15 protein-coding genes are annotated in these 14,797 nt (G+C 68.2%); 3 read left to right on the top strand and 12 right to left on the bottom strand.

Annotated elements, in window-relative coordinates; all coding sequences use genetic code 11:
- Positions 1 to 32: 32 nt before the first annotated feature.
- Genes PU630_RS07505 through dusB form a run of 4 tightly spaced genes read right to left on the bottom strand, consistent with a single transcriptional unit; the run spans position 33 to position 5,225 of the window.
- Positions 33 to 824, bottom strand: coding sequence for an ATP-binding cassette domain-containing protein (locus PU630_RS07505; protein WP_275279743.1), 792 nt, complete (start codon positions 822 to 824; stop codon positions 33 to 35).
- A gap of 42 nt (positions 825 to 866) precedes the next feature.
- Positions 867 to 2,738 carry a DNA primase gene (dnaG, locus tag PU630_RS07500; RefSeq protein ID WP_275279742.1) on the bottom strand — a complete coding sequence of 624 codons (1,872 nt, stop codon included), beginning with the start codon at positions 2,736 to 2,738 and terminating at the stop codon, positions 867 to 869.
- A complete protein-coding gene (locus PU630_RS07495) occupies positions 2,738 to 4,072 on the bottom strand; it encodes a deoxyguanosinetriphosphate triphosphohydrolase (RefSeq protein ID WP_275279741.1) in 1,335 nt (444 codons plus the stop codon). The genes dnaG and PU630_RS07495 overlap by 1 nt, the downstream gene beginning before the upstream one ends.
- A complete protein-coding gene (dusB, locus tag PU630_RS07490) occupies positions 4,062 to 5,225 on the bottom strand; it encodes a tRNA dihydrouridine synthase DusB (protein ID WP_275279740.1) in 1,164 nt (387 codons plus the stop codon). Before dusB ends, PU630_RS07495 begins: the two co-directional genes overlap by 11 nt.
- 57 nt (positions 5,226 to 5,282) lie before the next feature.
- Between dusB and PU630_RS07485 the strand changes: the two genes are divergently transcribed.
- Positions 5,283 to 5,786: a glutathione peroxidase gene (locus tag PU630_RS07485; protein ID WP_275279738.1), complete on the top strand. Its 504-nt coding sequence runs from the start codon at positions 5,283 to 5,285 to the stop codon at positions 5,784 to 5,786.
- Positions 5,787 to 5,833: 47 nt separating this feature from the next.
- Entirely contained in the window at positions 5,834 to 6,505 is a 672-nt protein-coding gene (locus PU630_RS07480) for a DsbA family oxidoreductase (RefSeq protein WP_275279737.1), read from the top strand.
- A gap of 14 nt (positions 6,506 to 6,519) precedes the next feature.
- Here PU630_RS07480 and PU630_RS07475 read toward each other — a convergent pair whose 3' ends face one another.
- Complete coding sequence (locus tag PU630_RS07475; RefSeq protein WP_275279736.1) at positions 6,520 to 7,329, bottom strand: isoprenyl transferase; 810 nt, start codon at positions 7,327 to 7,329, stop codon at positions 6,520 to 6,522.
- Complete coding sequence (recO, locus tag PU630_RS07470; protein ID WP_275279735.1) at positions 7,326 to 8,078, bottom strand: DNA repair protein RecO; 753 nt, start codon at positions 8,076 to 8,078, stop codon at positions 7,326 to 7,328. Before recO ends, PU630_RS07475 begins: the two co-directional genes overlap by 4 nt.
- A gap of 28 nt (positions 8,079 to 8,106) precedes the next feature.
- Between recO and PU630_RS07465 the strand changes: the two genes are divergently transcribed.
- A complete protein-coding gene (locus PU630_RS07465; protein ID WP_428981989.1) occupies positions 8,107 to 8,808 on the top strand; it encodes a trimeric intracellular cation channel family protein in 702 nt (233 codons plus the stop codon).
- Here the strand turns inward: PU630_RS07465 and leuA are convergent.
- The 6 genes from leuA to PU630_RS07435 form a co-directional block, all read right to left on the bottom strand.
- Positions 8,805 to 10,565 carry a 2-isopropylmalate synthase gene (leuA, locus tag PU630_RS07460; protein ID WP_275279733.1) on the bottom strand — a complete coding sequence of 587 codons (1,761 nt, stop codon included), beginning with the start codon at positions 10,563 to 10,565 and terminating at the stop codon, positions 8,805 to 8,807. The two genes, PU630_RS07465 and leuA, sit on opposite strands and share 4 nt — an antisense overlap.
- 154 nt (positions 10,566 to 10,719) lie before the next feature.
- Entirely contained in the window at positions 10,720 to 11,613 is an 894-nt protein-coding gene (gene era / locus PU630_RS07455; protein ID WP_275279732.1) for a GTPase Era, read from the bottom strand.
- Positions 11,610 to 12,896: a hemolysin family protein gene (locus tag PU630_RS07450; RefSeq protein ID WP_275279731.1), complete on the bottom strand. Its 1,287-nt coding sequence runs from the start codon at positions 12,894 to 12,896 to the stop codon at positions 11,610 to 11,612. The genes era and PU630_RS07450 overlap by 4 nt, the downstream gene beginning before the upstream one ends.
- The gene (ybeY, locus tag PU630_RS07445) at positions 12,893 to 13,360 is read right to left on the bottom strand and encodes an rRNA maturation RNase YbeY (RefSeq protein ID WP_275279729.1); all 468 of its coding nucleotides are present in this window, start codon (positions 13,358 to 13,360) and stop codon (positions 12,893 to 12,895) included. Before ybeY ends, PU630_RS07450 begins: the two co-directional genes overlap by 4 nt.
- Positions 13,357 to 14,439 (bottom strand): PhoH family protein, encoded by a 1,083-nt coding sequence (locus tag PU630_RS07440; RefSeq protein WP_275279728.1) that lies wholly within the window; start codon positions 14,437 to 14,439, stop codon positions 13,357 to 13,359. Before PU630_RS07440 ends, ybeY begins: the two co-directional genes overlap by 4 nt.
- Positions 14,429 to 14,779: an HIT domain-containing protein gene (locus tag PU630_RS07435; protein ID WP_275279727.1), complete on the bottom strand. Its 351-nt coding sequence runs from the start codon at positions 14,777 to 14,779 to the stop codon at positions 14,429 to 14,431. The genes PU630_RS07440 and PU630_RS07435 overlap by 11 nt, the downstream gene beginning before the upstream one ends.
- Between the last annotated feature and the right edge of the window lie 18 nt (positions 14,780 to 14,797).

Genomic DNA, 14,797 nt, shown 5'->3' with positions numbered 1-14,797 from the left:
GCTCATCTAGCTTAGCAAACTTCTGAGGGTGCTCATGACGCGATGAGGCGATGATCGGCCTCACCACTGGGCGTCCACGTGACGTCAGCGGCGCTCTCACCGACCGCCACGACGTGCCCCGCGCGCAGCACCAGAACCCGAGCATTGAGCGCCTCGACACTGTCGCGGTCGTTGCCCACCAGCAGCGTCGACATGCCGTACGCATCGCGACGTCGGCGAATCGCCGCAAGGACCGCCTCGCGCGCGGAGAGGTCGAGATTCGCCAGAAGGTCGTCGGCGATGAGCACCCGTGGTTGCAGCATCACAGCACGGGCGAACGCGACGCGCTGCCGCATGCCGGCACTGAGCTCGTACGGGTACTTCACGGCGATGCCCAGCGGCAGCTTCATCTCATCGAGGAGGGCGGCGACCCGTATCGCCAGCGCCCGCTTGTCGGCTCTGCGCGAGCGACGAGTGATCGGTGACGAGATGACCTCTTCGACCGTCAGCCGCGAGGGCAGCCGTGAACCGTCGCCCTGAGCGAGATAACCGGTCACATAGGTGTGCAGGCGGTGCGCTCGACCCGGCTTGCGCACCGGGATGCCCTCGACCCACGCGTCGCCGCCCACCACCGCCAGGCCGGGTTCTTCTGCGCCGGCGAGCACTGCCGCCAGGCTCGACTTCCCCGCCCCCGTGGGCCCGAGCACCGCGAGAGCGCCCGCATGCGGCAGCCGCGCGCTGACGCCGTCGACCACGCGCGCGAGGTCTCCTCCGCGTGCGGAGGCGCGAGCGATGGAGAGGTCGACGCACTCGATGGCGACGTCGGTGTCACGATGGCGGGCCATGCCTTCATCCTGCCGTGTCCGCGGGGGCGGCGCCACCGACGCCTATGAGTCGGCCAAGAGCCGCTGACGTTCCGCGTCGAGTTCCCGCAGCTCGATACGGACGGCCCGGCCCTCGTCCGAATCGGCGGGGACACGCTGAATGGCGCCCAGCAGTTCGCGTTTGCGTCCGTCGAGAGAGCGCACGATCAGCCGTCGGGCGAGGTCGTGCGCCGACACGACCGCATGATCGTCGTCGCGTGCCGGAAACTCGCCGGTCAGCAGCTCGGCCGCGAGCGACCGGTAGGGCTCGCGCACGGCCGATACCGCATCGACCGCCCAGCCGGCGCGCTCCACATCCGTCGCAGCTGCGACACTCTGCCGCACGGCCTCCAGCGCCGGGTTGCGCATCGGCAGCGTCAGCGCGCGCACACGCAGTGTCGTTTCGACCCGATGCCCGTACTGCAGAAAGCCCATCATCGCGTCGCGCTCCAGTCCGACATCGGGCGTGCGCTGCAGCGTGGCGAGCGTGACGCGCAGCTCGGGGGCGCCGTGTTCGGCGGAGGGGGCGGATGCGGCGGGTTCGTGTCGCTGCAAGTCCCGCGTGTGATTCGCCTCGGCCCGACCCGCGCGCTCGACTTCATGATCGACGGCACCGGGCTCCATGCCCAGCCGCCGTGACAGCACGTGCTTGTATTCGCTGCGCAGCAGCGGATCGCGCAGCTCGGCGACGATCGGAGCCGCCGCACGCAGCCCCCCGATGCGCCCCTCCACGGTCGACAGATCAAATCCCGCGACGCGCTGGTCGATGACGAACTCGAACATGGGCACCTTCGTGTCCATGAGCGATCGGACCGCGGCATCCCCCCGCTGCAGACGGAGGTCGCAGGGGTCCAGCCCCTCCGGACCGGTGGCCACGAAGCTCTGCGCCTTCAGCCCCTTGGTCGAGGCGAACGCTCGTACCGCGGCCTTCTGCCCGGCGGCGTCGGGATCGAACGTGAACACGACCTCGGCGGATCCGTCGTCGCCGATCACCCGGCGCAGGATGTTCATGTGGTCGCCGCCGAATGCCGTACCGCAGGTGGCCACGGCCGTGGTGACCCCGGCCAGGTGGCAGGCCATGACATCGGTGTACCCCTCGACGACGACAACGCGCCGCGGATCGCCCCGTGAGATGTCGCGCTTGGCGAGGTCGAGCCCGTACAGCACCTGCGTCTTCTTGTAGAGCACGGTCTCGGGGGTGTTCAGGTATTTGGGACCGTTGTCGTCATCGAACAGCCGCCGGGCGCCGAAGCCGAGGGTCTGCCCGGTGATGTCCCGGATCGGCCACACCACCCGGCCCCGAAAACGGTCGTAGACCCCGCGCTGCCCCTGCGAGACGAGCCCGGCCGCCAGCAGTTCTTCGTCGGTGAAGCCCTGCTTGTGCAGAGCGTCGCGCAGCCCCGACCAGCCCTTGGGGGCGAAGCCGACGCCGAAATGAGCGGCAGCACCCGCGTCGAACCCGCGCTGACCGAGGAAGCGCCGACCGGCATCGGCGGCCGGCGTCATGAGCTGCTGGCGATACCACTCGGCGGCTGCCGCGTTCGCGGCGTACAACCGGGTCCGCCCGGACGTCTCGGGAGCGGCGCCGCCCTCTTCGTAGTGCAGCGTGTACCCGATGCGGGCAGCCATCCGCTCAACGGCCTCGGTGAACGTGAGATGGTCCATCTGCCGCAGGAACGTGTAGACGTCACCGGACTCGCCGCAGCCGAAGCAGTGGTAGAAGCCCACCTGCGGGCGCACGTTGAAGCTCGGGCTCTTCTCCTCGTGAAACGGACACAGCCCCTTCATCGAGCCGATGCCGGCCGGCTTGAGCGCCACTCGTTCGCCGATCACGTCGGCGATGTTCACGCGGGCCTTGACCTCGTCGATGTCGGCCTGTGCGATGCGCCCCGCCATCAGTGCGCCCCGACCGGGTCGAGCGACCACACTCCCAGCGACGCGGCGTCGATGTCGCCCACGAGGCTGCGGTGCCACGAGATGGCCTGCTGGTCGGTCAGGCTGGCCACCTGGTCGACGACGACACGCCGCGCCGCCGCATCCGTCACCGCTGCCGCGAAATCCTCCGCATACACGGCGGAAAGATGTTCGGGATGCTGCAGCAGGGCGTCCGCGAGGCGCTTGAGGACCCGCCGCTGCTCCTTGTAGAGCTGCTTGCGCCCCTCGATCGAGACGACGAACGCGCCGATGATGCCCTTGAGCACCGCCATCTCGACCTCGATCACGCGCGGGACGACGACGTGCGCGCGGTAGCGGGTGAGATCCTCGGATGCATACGCCTCGCGGGTGGCGGCGGTCGCCGCACGCGCGAAGCGTCCGATCAGGTCGCTGGTGAGGTTCTTCAGCCGCGCGAGGTCTGCACGGTTGCCGGTGAAGGCGGTCAGCCACTCCCCCAGCAGGGTGAGCCGATGCAGCGCGTCGGCCAACTCGTCCCGGTGGAAGTCATAGCCCACCCAGGTCTGGATCGCATCCAGCAGCGCCTCGTGCTCTCCCGCAGCTGTCAGGCGCGCGGGGTCGAGGTAGCCGTTGACGATCGCGTCCTCGAAGTCGTGCACCGAGTAGGCGATGTCGTCGGAGAGGTCCATCACCTCGGCCTCGATGCACCGCACCCGCCCCGGGGCGCCCGCGCGCATCCAGTGGAAGATCTCCTCGTCTTCGGCGTAGACGCCGAACTTGAGGCGCCCGCCGGCGTCGGGCAGCGGCTTGTCGGCCGTCCACGGATACTTGCACGTAGCATCCAGGCTCGCCCGGGTCAGGTTGAGCCCGTAGCTCGTGCCGTCGGGGCCGAGCACCTTCGGCTCGAGTCGGGTCACGATGCGCAGCGTCTGCGCGTTGCCCTCGAAGCCGCCGATGTCTTCGGCCCACTCGTTCATGGCGCGCTCCCCGTTGTGACCGAAGGGAGGATGCCCCAGGTCGTGGTTCAGGCACGCGGTGTCGACCACGTCGGGCGAGAGTCGCAGCGCGGTGGCGAGTTCCCGGCCGACCTGCGCCACCTCGAGCGAGTGCGTCAGGCGATTGCGTGCGAAGTCAGCGGGCGAGGCAGGACTGAGCACCTGCGTCTTGGCCGCCAGTCGACGAAGCGCCGCGGAGTGCAGCACGCGGGCGCGGTCACGGGCGAAGTCATCACGCTGCGATCGATGCCGCTCCCCGAAGAAGCGCGCGGCATCGGCGTCGTCGTATCCGCTCGGCCGGCCCGGGGAGACGCCGACCGCGGATGCGCCCTCAGCCGCCACTCGTGTCGGCCTCCGATTCGGTCAGATGCGCAGCGTGTGCGCCGATCTCGCGCGAGTCGAGCCAGCCCTCGGGCAGAACCGTCCGCTTGGGCGAACCGGCCCGCCCGCGCTGGCCTTCGGCACCCGCCCCGGGATACGGGGCGTCGAGATCCATCTCGGCGAGCAGCTCGTCGATCTCAGCGAGGCTCGACGCCGTCGCCAGACGAGCGCGCAGCTCGCCGCCGACCGGATACCCCTTGAAATACCAGGCAACGTGTTTGCGCACATCCCGGCAGCCGCGATCTTCGTCCTCGAAGAACTCGACGAGCAGCTCGGCATGCCGCCGAAACGCCTGCGCGACGAAACCGAGTGTCGCGTCGACAGGCTCGCCGTGCGCCGCCCCGGGCTCGCCCAGCGCGCGGGCGAGATCGCCGAACAGCCAGGGGCGACCGAGGCAGCCGCGCCCCACCACCACGCCGTCGCAGCCGGTCTCGGTCATCATGCGCCGCGCATCGTCTGCCGACCAGATGTCGCCGTTGCCCAGCACCGGGATGCTCGTCACGGCCTCTTTGAGCGTGGCGATGGCCGACCAGTCGGCATGACCCGAGTAGTACTGGCTCGCCGTGCGCGCGTGCAGCGCGATCGCCGCCACGCCGGCGTCTTCCGCGATGCGGGCGGCGTCGAGATAGGTGAGGTGATCGTCGTCGATGCCCTTGCGCATCTTGACCGTGACCGCGACGTCGCCGGCAGCCCGGACCGCCCGGGTGACGATGGCCTCGAAGAGGTCGAGCTTCCAGGGGAGCGCCGATCCGCCGCCCTTGCGGGTGACCTTGGGAACAGGGCATCCGAAATTCATGTCGATGTGGTCGGCGCGGTCTTCGTCGACGAGGATCTTGACCGCGTTCTCGACCGTGGTCGGGTCGACGCCATAGAGCTGGATCGACCGTAGAGACTCGGACTCGTGATGAGTGATCAGCCGCATCGTCACCGCGTTGCGCTCGACGAGCGCGCGCGTGGTGATCATCTCGCTGACATAGAGGCCCGCACCGTACTCGCGGCACAGGCGCCGGAACGCGGCGTTCGTGATCCCCGCCATGGGCGCGAGCACGACGGGCGCATCGAGCTCGATCGGCCCGATGCGCAGCGTGCGGGCGGGGGCTGTCAGGGAGGTCACCTGTCCATTCTCCCAGACAGCGGTGCCGGGCGGGACGCACGCGCTTAGGCTGTGGACATGGCTCCCGAAACCTCCCCCTCGCTCGGCGAGATCCCTTTCGCGACCGCCGATGGCGACACCGCCACGCTGGGCGATTACGACGGCAAGGTCGTGATGATCGTCAACGTCGCATCCCGGTGCGGCAACACCCCGCAGTACGAGCAGCTCGAGCAGTTGCAGGAGGCGTATGGCGACCGAGGGTTCACGGTGCTCGGCTTCCCCTGCAACCAGTTCATGGGGCAGGAGCCCGGCTCGATCGACGAGATCGTCGAATACTGCTCGACGACGTGGGGCGTCACCTTCCCGATCCTCGACAAGGTCAAGGTCAACGGCCCCGGTGCCTCTCCGCTCTACAAGGCGCTGAAGAAGTCCCGCAATGCCGAAGGAGAGCGCGGTCCGATCCGTTGGAACTTCGAGAAGTTCGTGGTGACGCCGGGCGGCGGCCTCCACCGCTTCCACCCCAAGACGAAGCCCGACGACCCCGCCGTCGTCGCGGTGATCGAAGAGAACCTGCCCGCGTAGATGCTCATGCAGGGGAATACATCTCCCGCCGGAAGGTTGCACTTCTTGTGACTGAACCCATCTCGATCGACATCTGGTCTGACATCGCTTGCCCCTGGTGCTATATCGGCAAGCGCAATCTTGAGAAGGGGCTTGCCGAGGTAGCCACCGGCGATGATGCCCCCGAGGTCGAGGTGGTGTTCCACTCCTTCGAGCTCTCGCCCGACACGCCCGTCGACTTCGACGGCACCGAGATCGAGTTCCTTGCCGGACACAAGGGCATGCCGGCCGACCAGGTGCGGCAGATGCTCGACCGGGTCACCGGCGTCGCGGCGCAGGCGGGCCTCGACTACGACTTCGACAACCTCAAGCACACGAACACCGTGAAGGCCCACGAGCTGCTGCACTTCGCCAAGGAGCAGGGCAAGCAGCGTGAGATGAAGGAACGCCTCATGGCGGCGTACTTCACCGAGGGCCGCCACGTGGGTCGGATCGACGATCTCGTCGCGCTCGCCGAAGAGGTGGGGTTGGATGCCGCAGCCGCCCGTGACGCGCTCGAGTCGGGCCGTTACCTGCAAGCGGTCCGCGACGACCAGGCGCAAGCGGCGTCGTACGGCATCAACGGCGTGCCGTTCTTCGTGATCGACGGCAAGTACGGCGTCAGCGGTGCCCAGCCGCCCGAGGCCTTCGCGCAGATCGCCCGCCAGGTGTGGGACGAGCACCGGGCCACGCCGGCCTGATCAGCGCCTCCTCATCAGAGCGCGTCGTCGGGGGTGTCAACAGCGCCCCCGAACCGGCGGTCACGGCCCAGGTACAAGTCGATGGCGTGCCAGAGATCCTGCCGGCTGAAATCGGGCCACAGTGTGTCGAGGAAGACGAACTCGGCGTAGGCCGACTCCCAGAGCAGGAAGTTGGAGGTGCGCTGCTCGCCCGACGAGCGCACGAACAGGTCGACGTCGGGCATCTCGGGGATGTACAGCCGACGTCGGATGAGCTTCTCGGTCACCGCCGACGGCTTCAGCCGCTTCGCGGCCACGTCGTCGGCGATCGAGCGCAGAGCATCGACGAGCTCGACCCGGCCGCCGTAGTTCACGCACATGGTGAGGGTGAGCACGTCATTGCCCGCCGTGAGCTGCTCGGCGTACTGCAGCTCTTTGATGACCGATCCCCATAGCCGCGGCTTGCGACCGGCCCACCGCACGCGCACGCCCCACTCGTTGAGCTGGTCGCGCCGGCGATGCAGCACCTCGCGATTGAACCCCATGAGAAAGCGCACCTCATCGGGCGAGCGGCTCCAGTTCTCGGTCGAGAACGCATACACCGACAGGTGCTTGACCCCGGCTTGCACGGCACCGGCGACGACGTCGAGCAACGCAGCCTCGCCCGCGCGATGCCCCTCGATGCGCGTGAGGCCACGGCGGTTCGCCCAGCGCCCGTTGCCGTCCATCACGATGGCGACGTGATTCGGCACGGCACCCCTCGGGTACTCCGGCGGGTACACGCCGGTCCAGTCGAGGGGACGGAACGCCACGGCGTCTTTGTTCGTGTAGGGCTTGGGACTCACAGGCGGGCTTCCTCCGGCGGCACCGGCTCGGACAGGACGTGCTCGAGCGCGCGGATGCCGCGCTCAAGGTGCCACTGGGCGTAGGCGGCCACCAGGCCCGACGCTGCCGCGGTCGCGGCCGGGGTCGCGGCATCCACCACATCCCACTCCCCTGCGATGAGCGACTGCAGCAGTCCGGTCGTCGCCATGTCGACGCGCACCGCGCCGGCGGGCGCGCAGTCGCGGCAGACCACACCGCCCATCTGCGCCACGAAGCTCTGGTGCGGTCCCGGCAGCCCGCAACGCGCGCAGTCGCCGAGCCCGGGCGCCCAGCCCGACATCGACATCGCGCGCAGCAGATAGGAATCCAGGATGCTGCGCGCCGCGTGCTCGCCGCGCGACAGCGCCCGCAGGCCGCCCACCAACAGCAGGTACTGCTGGGGTGTGGCCTCGGCCTCGTTCAGACGGTCGGCGGTCTCGACCATAGCGCTGGCGGCCGTATACCGGTCATAGTGCAGGGCGATCTCGGCGCCGTACGCGCCCAACGACTCGGCCTGCTGGATGATGTCGAGGCTGCGCCCGATGTACAGCTGGACGTCGGCCACCATGAAGGGCTCGAGTCGCGCGCCGAAGCGCGACGAGGTGCGCCGCACGCCCTTCGCGACCGCACGGACCTTGCCGTGCCGGCGACTCAGGCAGGTGACGATGCGGTCGGCCTCACCCAGCTTGTGGGTGCGCAGGACCACGACTTCGTCGCGATAGGTGGGCACTCCTCCATTATCCCGGGCACCGACGACAATGGAGGGCGTGAACGAGCCGATCCTCATCATTCCGCTGTGGGCGGACCTCACCGCCGTCGCTCTCGGCGGCATCCAGGGCGCCCTGTTCGCCGCGGGGTTCCGCGGCCAGCGCCGCCTGGACTTCCTGGGCGTGGCGATCATCGGGATCATGGTCGGGATGGGCGGCGGCCTCATCCGCGACCTGCTGCTGAACGTCACCCCGGTGACGCTGCACAGCAACTGGTACCTCCTGACGGCGACGGCCGCATCCCTTGTGGGGATGCTCCTCGCGGGGCCGTTGAGCAGGGCGAATGGTGTGATCGTGGGGCTCGACGCCCTCGTGATCGCCCTGTTCGGCGCGTTCGGAACGAGCAAGGCCCTGACCTTGGGGCTGCCGCTCGTGCCGGCCGTCTTCATCGGAGCGTGCGCCGCCGTCGGCGGTGGCGTGCTGCGCGATGTCCTTGTGGGACTGCCCGTCGCGATCATGCACGTCGGGTCGCTCTACGCCGTCGCCGCCGGGGCGGGCTGCCTCGTACTGGCCTTCGCCCACCTGTTCGGCGTGCCGATGGTGGCCTCCGCCGTGATCGGGATCGCGGTGACCGCCGTCATCCGCGTGCTCGCGGTGGTCTTCGACGTCTCGCTGCCGGAACAGCGCATGCTGCACCGGCGCAAGGTGGCGGTGGAGACCACCGCGATCCCGATTGTGAAGCCCGAGGACTAGACCGCGGCGAGAGCCGGTGACTCCTGGCGCGTGCGGATCGCGCGGTTGACACCCGACACTATCGCCTTCAGCGAGGCCGTCGAGATGTCGCCGTCGACGCCCACGCCCCACAGCCGCTGATCGTCGACCTGCAACTCGACGTAGGAGGCGGCCTGGGCGTCGCCGCCCGTGGAGAGCGCGTGCTCGACGTAGTCGTACACCGTGACATCGATGCCGGAGGCCTGCAGCACCTCGACGAAGGCTGCGACCGGACCGTTGCCGGTGGCCTGGGTCTGCACTTCGGCGTCGCCATCGCGCAGCTTCACGTCGAGGACGACGTCGCCGGTCATGTCGCTCGAAGTGCGCGTGCTCAGCAGCTCGAACCGGCCCCAGCGTGCCTCGTCGACGTCAGACGGGAGGTACTCGTCGGTGAAGATGTCCCAGATCTGGGCGCTCGTGACCTCGCCGCCCTCTTGGTCGGTCTTGGCCTGCACCACGCCCGAGAACTCGATCTGCAGTCGTCGCGGCAGGTCGAGCGCGTGGTCGGTCTTCAGCAGATAGGCGACGCCGCCCTTGCCCGACTGGGAGTTGACACGGATGACGGCTTCGTACGACCGGCCCAGGTCTTTCGGGTCGACGGGCAGATACGGAACGCCCCACTCGATGTCGTCGACCGTGACACCCTCGTCCGCTGCGCGGGCCTCCAAGGACTCGAAGCCCTTCTTGATGGCGTCCTGATGCGAGCCGCTGAAGGCGGTGAACACCAGGTCACCGCCCCACGGTGTGCGCTCGGGCACGGGCAGCTGGTTGCAGTGCTCGACGGTGCGCTTGATCTGGTCGATGTCGCTGAAATCGATCTGCGGGTCGATGCCCTGCGTGAACAGATTCACGCCCAGGGTCACCAGGTCGACGTTGCCGGTGCGCTCGCCGTTGCCGAACAGGCAGCCTTCGATACGGTCGGCGCCGGCCATGTACCCGAGTTCCGCAGCCGCGACGGCGGTGCCGCGGTCGTTGTGCGGGTGCAGCGAGAGGATGACGTTCTCGCGGTGGTTCAGGTGCCGGTTCATCCACTCGATCGAGTCGGCGTACACATTGGGCGTGGCCATTTCGACCGTGGCAGGCAGGTTGATGATGACCTTGCGCTCTGCGGTGGGCTCGAAGATCTCCAGCACCTGGTTGCAGATGTCGGCGGCGAACTCCAGCTCGGTTCCGGTGTAGCTCTCCGGTGAGTACTCGTAGTAGACCGCGGTCTCGGGTACGCGCTTCTCGTACTCCCGGCACAGGCGTGCGCCGGTCAGTGCGATGTCGATGATGCCCTGCTTGTCGGTGCGGAACACGACCTCACGCTGCAGGATGCTGGTGGAGTTGTACAGGTGCACGATGGCCTGCTTGGCGCCCGCGATCGCGTCATAGGTGCGGGCGATGAGGTGCTCACGCGACTGCGTCAGCACCTGGATGGTGACGTCGTCGGGGATCAGGTCCTCTTCGATCAGCTGGCGCACGAAGTCGAAGTCGGTCTGGCTCGCCGACGGAAACCCGACCTCGATCTCCTTGTAGCCCATGCGCACGAGCAGATCGAACATGATGCGCTTGCGCTCGGGGCTCATCGGGTCGATGAGCGCCTGGTTGCCGTCACGCAGGTCGACCGCGCACCACCGGGGCGCGACGCTGATGTGCTTCGTGGGCCAGGTACGGTCGGGCAGATCGACGCGGATCTGCTCGTGGAACGGCCGATACTTGTGGATCGGCATCCCGGAGGGCTTCTGGTTGTTCTTCATCTCGGGGCTCTGCATCTCTCGTCTGGGAAGCGGGCCAACGCGAAGCTCCGCGACGAGGAAGGCCCTAGAACGAGGACTCGCCGCGGCAGCTAAGGAGAAGCACGAAGCCGGCGCGCATGGACACAGAATACACCCGCCAGACGCATGCGATGTGTCAGAATCCCAGGCGACCCAGCTGCTTGGGGTCGCGCTGCCATTCCTTGGCCACGCGCACGTGCAGCGACAGGAACACCTTCGTGCCCACGAGCGGTTCGATGCCCGCACGGGCTCGAGCCCCGACATCCCTCAATCGAGAACCCTTGTGCCCGATGATGATGGCCTTCTGACTGTCACGCTCCACGACGATATCGGCGTAGACGTCGGTGAGCTCCTTGTCATCACGGCGCGAGATGTCTTGGATGGTCACCGCGATGGAGTGCGGCAGCTCATCGCGCACGCCCTCGAGCGACGCCTCGCGGATGATCTCGGCGATGCGGTCCTCGAGGCTCTCGTCGGTCACGACGTCGTCGGGGTACAGCGCGGGCCCAGTGGGCATCAGGCCGAGCAGCTCGTCGCTGAGCACATCGAGCTGGTCGCGGGTCAGGGCTGACAGCGGGATGACCGCGGCCCAGTCCTCGCGGAGCTGGTCGACCTCGATGAGCCGCTCGGCGATCTCATCGCGCGTCGCCGCATCCGTCTTCGTCACGATGGCGACCTTCTTCGCGCGGGGATATCCGTCCAACGATGCCGCGATGCGGCGGTCACCCGGACCGACCTTCTCGGTTGCGGGCGCACAGAAAGCAATCACGTCGACGTCGCCGAGCACCTGCTCCACGAGATCGTTGAGCCGCTGCCCGAGCAGCGTGCGCGGGCGATGGATTCCGGGGGTGTCGACGATGATCAGCTGACCGTCGGGGCGATTCAGGATGCCGCGGATCGCTCGTCGGGTGGTCTGCGGCTTCTCGCTGGTGATGGCGACCTTCTCGCCGACGAGGGCGTTGGTCAACGTCGATTTGCCGACGTTGGGGCGCCCCACGAACGTCACGAACCCACATCGGATGTCGGTCATCGTTCCTGCTCCTTCTCTGCGGCGACGCGCTCGACGAACACGGTCGCGATCCCGCGCCCGCGCCCGCGCGAGGCGCCCCCGGTCAGTCTCAGTCCGTCATAGACGACGGTCGCCCCCGGTTGCGGCACACGGCCCAGCGCCTTGCCGAGCAGCCCGCCGATCGAGTCCACCTCTTCGTCGTCGAGCTCGAGGTCGAACAGCTCGCCGACGTCGGAGACCGGCAGCCGCGAGCTGACGCGGAACCGGTCGGGTCCGAGCTCCACCACCTCGGTGGCCCGCGGGTCGTACTCGTCGGCGATCTCACCCACGAGCTCTTCGATGATGTCTTCCAGCGTGACCAGACCCGCCACCGAGCCGTACTCGTCGACCACCATGCACACGTGCACCGCGTCGCGTTTCATCTGCTGCAGCAGCGTCTCGACCCGCATCGACTCGGGCACGAACACCGGCGGGCGCGCAATGCCGGTGACCGGCGCCTCCTGCCAGCCGGTGTCGGCCGCGCCGTCGCGGAATCCGATCAGCACGAGATCCTTGAGGTACAGCACGCCCACGACGTCGTCGGCGTCATCATCGACCACGGGAATGCGCGAGACGCCCTTGTTGAGGAACACCGTCATCGCCTCGCGTGCGGTGGCCGTGGCATCCACCGACACCAGGTCGGGACGGGGAACCATCACCTCACGCACGAAAGTGTCGGTGAAGTCGAACACCGAGTGGATGAGGTCGCGATCGTCCTGCTCGATGAGGTCTTGCGAGGCGGCCTCGTCGACCATGCTCAGCAGCTGCTCTTCACTGGAGAACGAAGCGCCACGCGCACCCCCGGGCGTGACCTTGTCGCCGAAGGCGATGAGTCCGTGCACAATCGGGCCGAGGATGATCCGGATGCCGCGCACGGTGCGCGCGCAGCCGCGCAGCAGCCCCTGGGCGTGCCGGCGGCCGACGGACCGGGGGCTGGCGCCCACCAGCACGAACGAGATCGCCGTCATGAGGATGACGGCGGCCAGCATCGCCCACCAGATGCTGTGGAACAGGATCGTGAAGGCGACCGTGACCAGCACCGCCGCGCCGGTCTCGACGAGCACGCGGATGAAGGTGACGGCCTGCAGATGCGCGTCGGCGTCGTCGGCGATGCGGCGCAGCTGCGGCGCACCGCGGCCACCGTCGTCGGCCATGTCGACGAGATCCTGACGGCTGGTGACCTCCATCGCGGCGTCGATCGCCGCCATGAGCCCGCCGAACGCCACCAGGAGGACGGCGGCGATGAGGAGGAGGAGTGCCGTCATGAGCGGTGGCGACGCTCCGCAGTGTGGAAGCTGAGCAGCAGGTCGCGCTGCAGGCCGAACATCTCGCGCTCCTCCTCGGGCTCGGCGTGATCGAAGCCCAGCAGGTGCAGCAGTCCGTGGGTGGTCAACAGCATCAGCTCGTCGAGCATGGAGTGGCGTGCCTGCTCAGCCTGCACCTCGGCGACCTGCGGGCACAGCACGATGTCGCCGAGCAGACCTGCGGGCGTCGGCATGTCTGCCGTGCCGGGGCGCAGTTCGTCCATCGGGAAGCTCAGCACGTCGGTCGGGCCGGGCTCGTCCATCCACTGCACGTGCAGGGACTCCATGGCGCCCTCGTCGACGAGGAGGATGGCGACCTCCGCGTCGGGGCTCACGTGCAGCTGCGCGAGATTGTGCTCGGTCAGCCGCAGCAGCTTCTGCTCGTCGACCGCGACGCCCGACTCGTTGGTGATCTCGATCGTCATGGCCGTCCTCGCCTCTGCTGGTGGTCTCGTGGTCCGCGCGGGCGCTGCTGCGCCCCGCGCCGCTCGGCGCGATTGGCGAACTCCTCGGCCTCGTCGCGCTCACGTCGCGAGGCGAGGCGCTTCTCGTCGTACTCGGTGTAGGCGTCGACGATACGGCCCACGAGGGTGTGTCGCACGACATCGTCACTGGTCAGGTAGGAGAAGTGGATGTCGTCGATGTCTCCCAACACGCGCGTCACGAGCCGCAGACCCGACGCGGACTGCGGCAGGTCGATCTGGGTGATGTCGCCGGTGACGACCATACGGGTGCCGAATCCCAGGCGCGTGAGGAACATCTTCATCTGTTCGGGCGTGGTGTTCTGCGCCTCGTCGAGCACGACGAAGGAGTCATTCAGGGTGCGACCGCGCATGTATGCGAGCGGCGCCACCTCGATCGTGCCGCTCGCCATCAGCTTGGGGACGAGCTCGGGGTCCATCATCTCGTTGAGCGCGTCGTACAGAGGACGCAGGTACGGGTCGATCTTGTCGGTCAGCGTTCCGGGCAGGAACCCGAGCCGCTCCCCCGCCTCGATCGCGGGGCGGGACAGGATGATGCGGCTGACCTCTTTGCGCTGCAGCGCCTGCACGGCCTTGGCCATTGCCAGGTACGTCTTGCCCGTGCCGGCCGGCCCGATGCCGAACACGATCGTGTTCTCGTCGATCGCATCGACGTACGCCTTCTGCCCTGCGGTCTTGGGCCGGATCACCTTGCCGCGCGACGACAAGATCGCCTCGCCGAGCACTTCGGACGGGCGCATGCCCGAATCGGAGCGCAGCATGCGGTTCGACGACACCACGTCGACGGGATCGAGTCCGTGGCCGGAGCGGGCCATCGCGATGAGCTCTTCGACCAGCGAGCGCGCCGCACTCACCGCCGGCGCGGCGCCGGAGAGTGTGATCTCGTTGCCGCGCACATGCACATCGACATCGGGATGCTCGCGCTCCACCACCCGCAGCAGACGGTCTTGAGGGCCCAGCAGCTGCACCATCGCGACGCCGTCGGCATAGATCCGCTCGACGGCGGCTGCGTCATCCGGCATTCATGCTCGATTCGTCGAGGTCGCCCGCCAGCACGTGCGCGTGCACGTGGAAGACGGTCTGTCCGGCGTTCGCACCGGTGTTGAAGATGAGGCGGAAGTCGCCATCGCCGTGCTCGCCGGCGAGCTTCTTCGCCAGCTCGATCAGTTCGACGAGCAATGCGGGGTCGCCGGCGGCGAGCTCGGTGACGTCACGGTACTCCTGGGTCTTGGGGATCACCAGCAGGTGGACCGGCGCCTTCGGCGCGATGTCGCGGATCGCGAACAGGGTATCGGTCTGCGCGACGATCTCGGACGGGATCTCGCCGTTGAGGATGCGCGTGAAGATCGAGGGTTCGCTCATGGACCCAGTCTACTGAGC

Origin of the sequence: Microbacterium horticulturae, assembly GCF_029094505.1 — a bacterium.
GTDB classification, from domain to species: domain Bacteria; phylum Actinomycetota; class Actinomycetes; order Actinomycetales; family Microbacteriaceae; genus Microbacterium; species Microbacterium horticulturae.
The sequence above is the reverse complement of the archived record's forward strand: the minus strand, read 5'-3'. Positions and strand labels throughout refer to the sequence as shown.

Excerpts from the sequence above, each read along its gene's own strand:
- PU630_RS07450 (WP_275279731.1), bottom strand. The coding sequence starts at position 12,896 with ATGACGGCACTCCTCCTCCTCATCGCCGCCGTCCTCCTGGTGGCGTTC.
- PU630_RS07505 (WP_275279743.1), bottom strand. The coding sequence starts at position 824 with ATGGCCCGCCATCGTGACACCGACGTCGCCATCGAGTGCGTCGACCTC.
- PU630_RS07485 (WP_275279738.1), top strand. The coding sequence starts at position 5,283 with ATGGCTCCCGAAACCTCCCCCTCGCTCGGCGAGATCCCTTTCGCGACC.
- leuA (WP_275279733.1), bottom strand. The coding sequence starts at position 10,565 with ATGAAGAACAACCAGAAGCCCTCCGGGATGCCGATCCACAAGTATCGG.
- dnaG (WP_275279742.1), bottom strand. The coding sequence starts at position 2,738 with ATGGCGGGGCGCATCGCACAGGCCGACATCGACGAGGTCAAGGCCCGC.
- PU630_RS07435 (WP_275279727.1), bottom strand. The coding sequence starts at position 14,779 with ATGAGCGAACCCTCGATCTTCACGCGCATCCTCAACGGCGAGATCCCG.
- ybeY (WP_275279729.1), bottom strand. The coding sequence starts at position 13,360 with ATGACGATCGAGATCACCAACGAGTCGGGCGTCGCGGTCGACGAGCAG.
- PU630_RS07440 (WP_275279728.1), bottom strand. The coding sequence starts at position 14,439 with ATGCCGGATGACGCAGCCGCCGTCGAGCGGATCTATGCCGACGGCGTC.
- PU630_RS07465 (WP_428981989.1), top strand. The coding sequence starts at position 8,107 with ATGGAGGGCGTGAACGAGCCGATCCTCATCATTCCGCTGTGGGCGGAC.
- era (WP_275279732.1), bottom strand. The coding sequence starts at position 11,613 with ATGACCGACATCCGATGTGGGTTCGTGACGTTCGTGGGGCGCCCCAAC.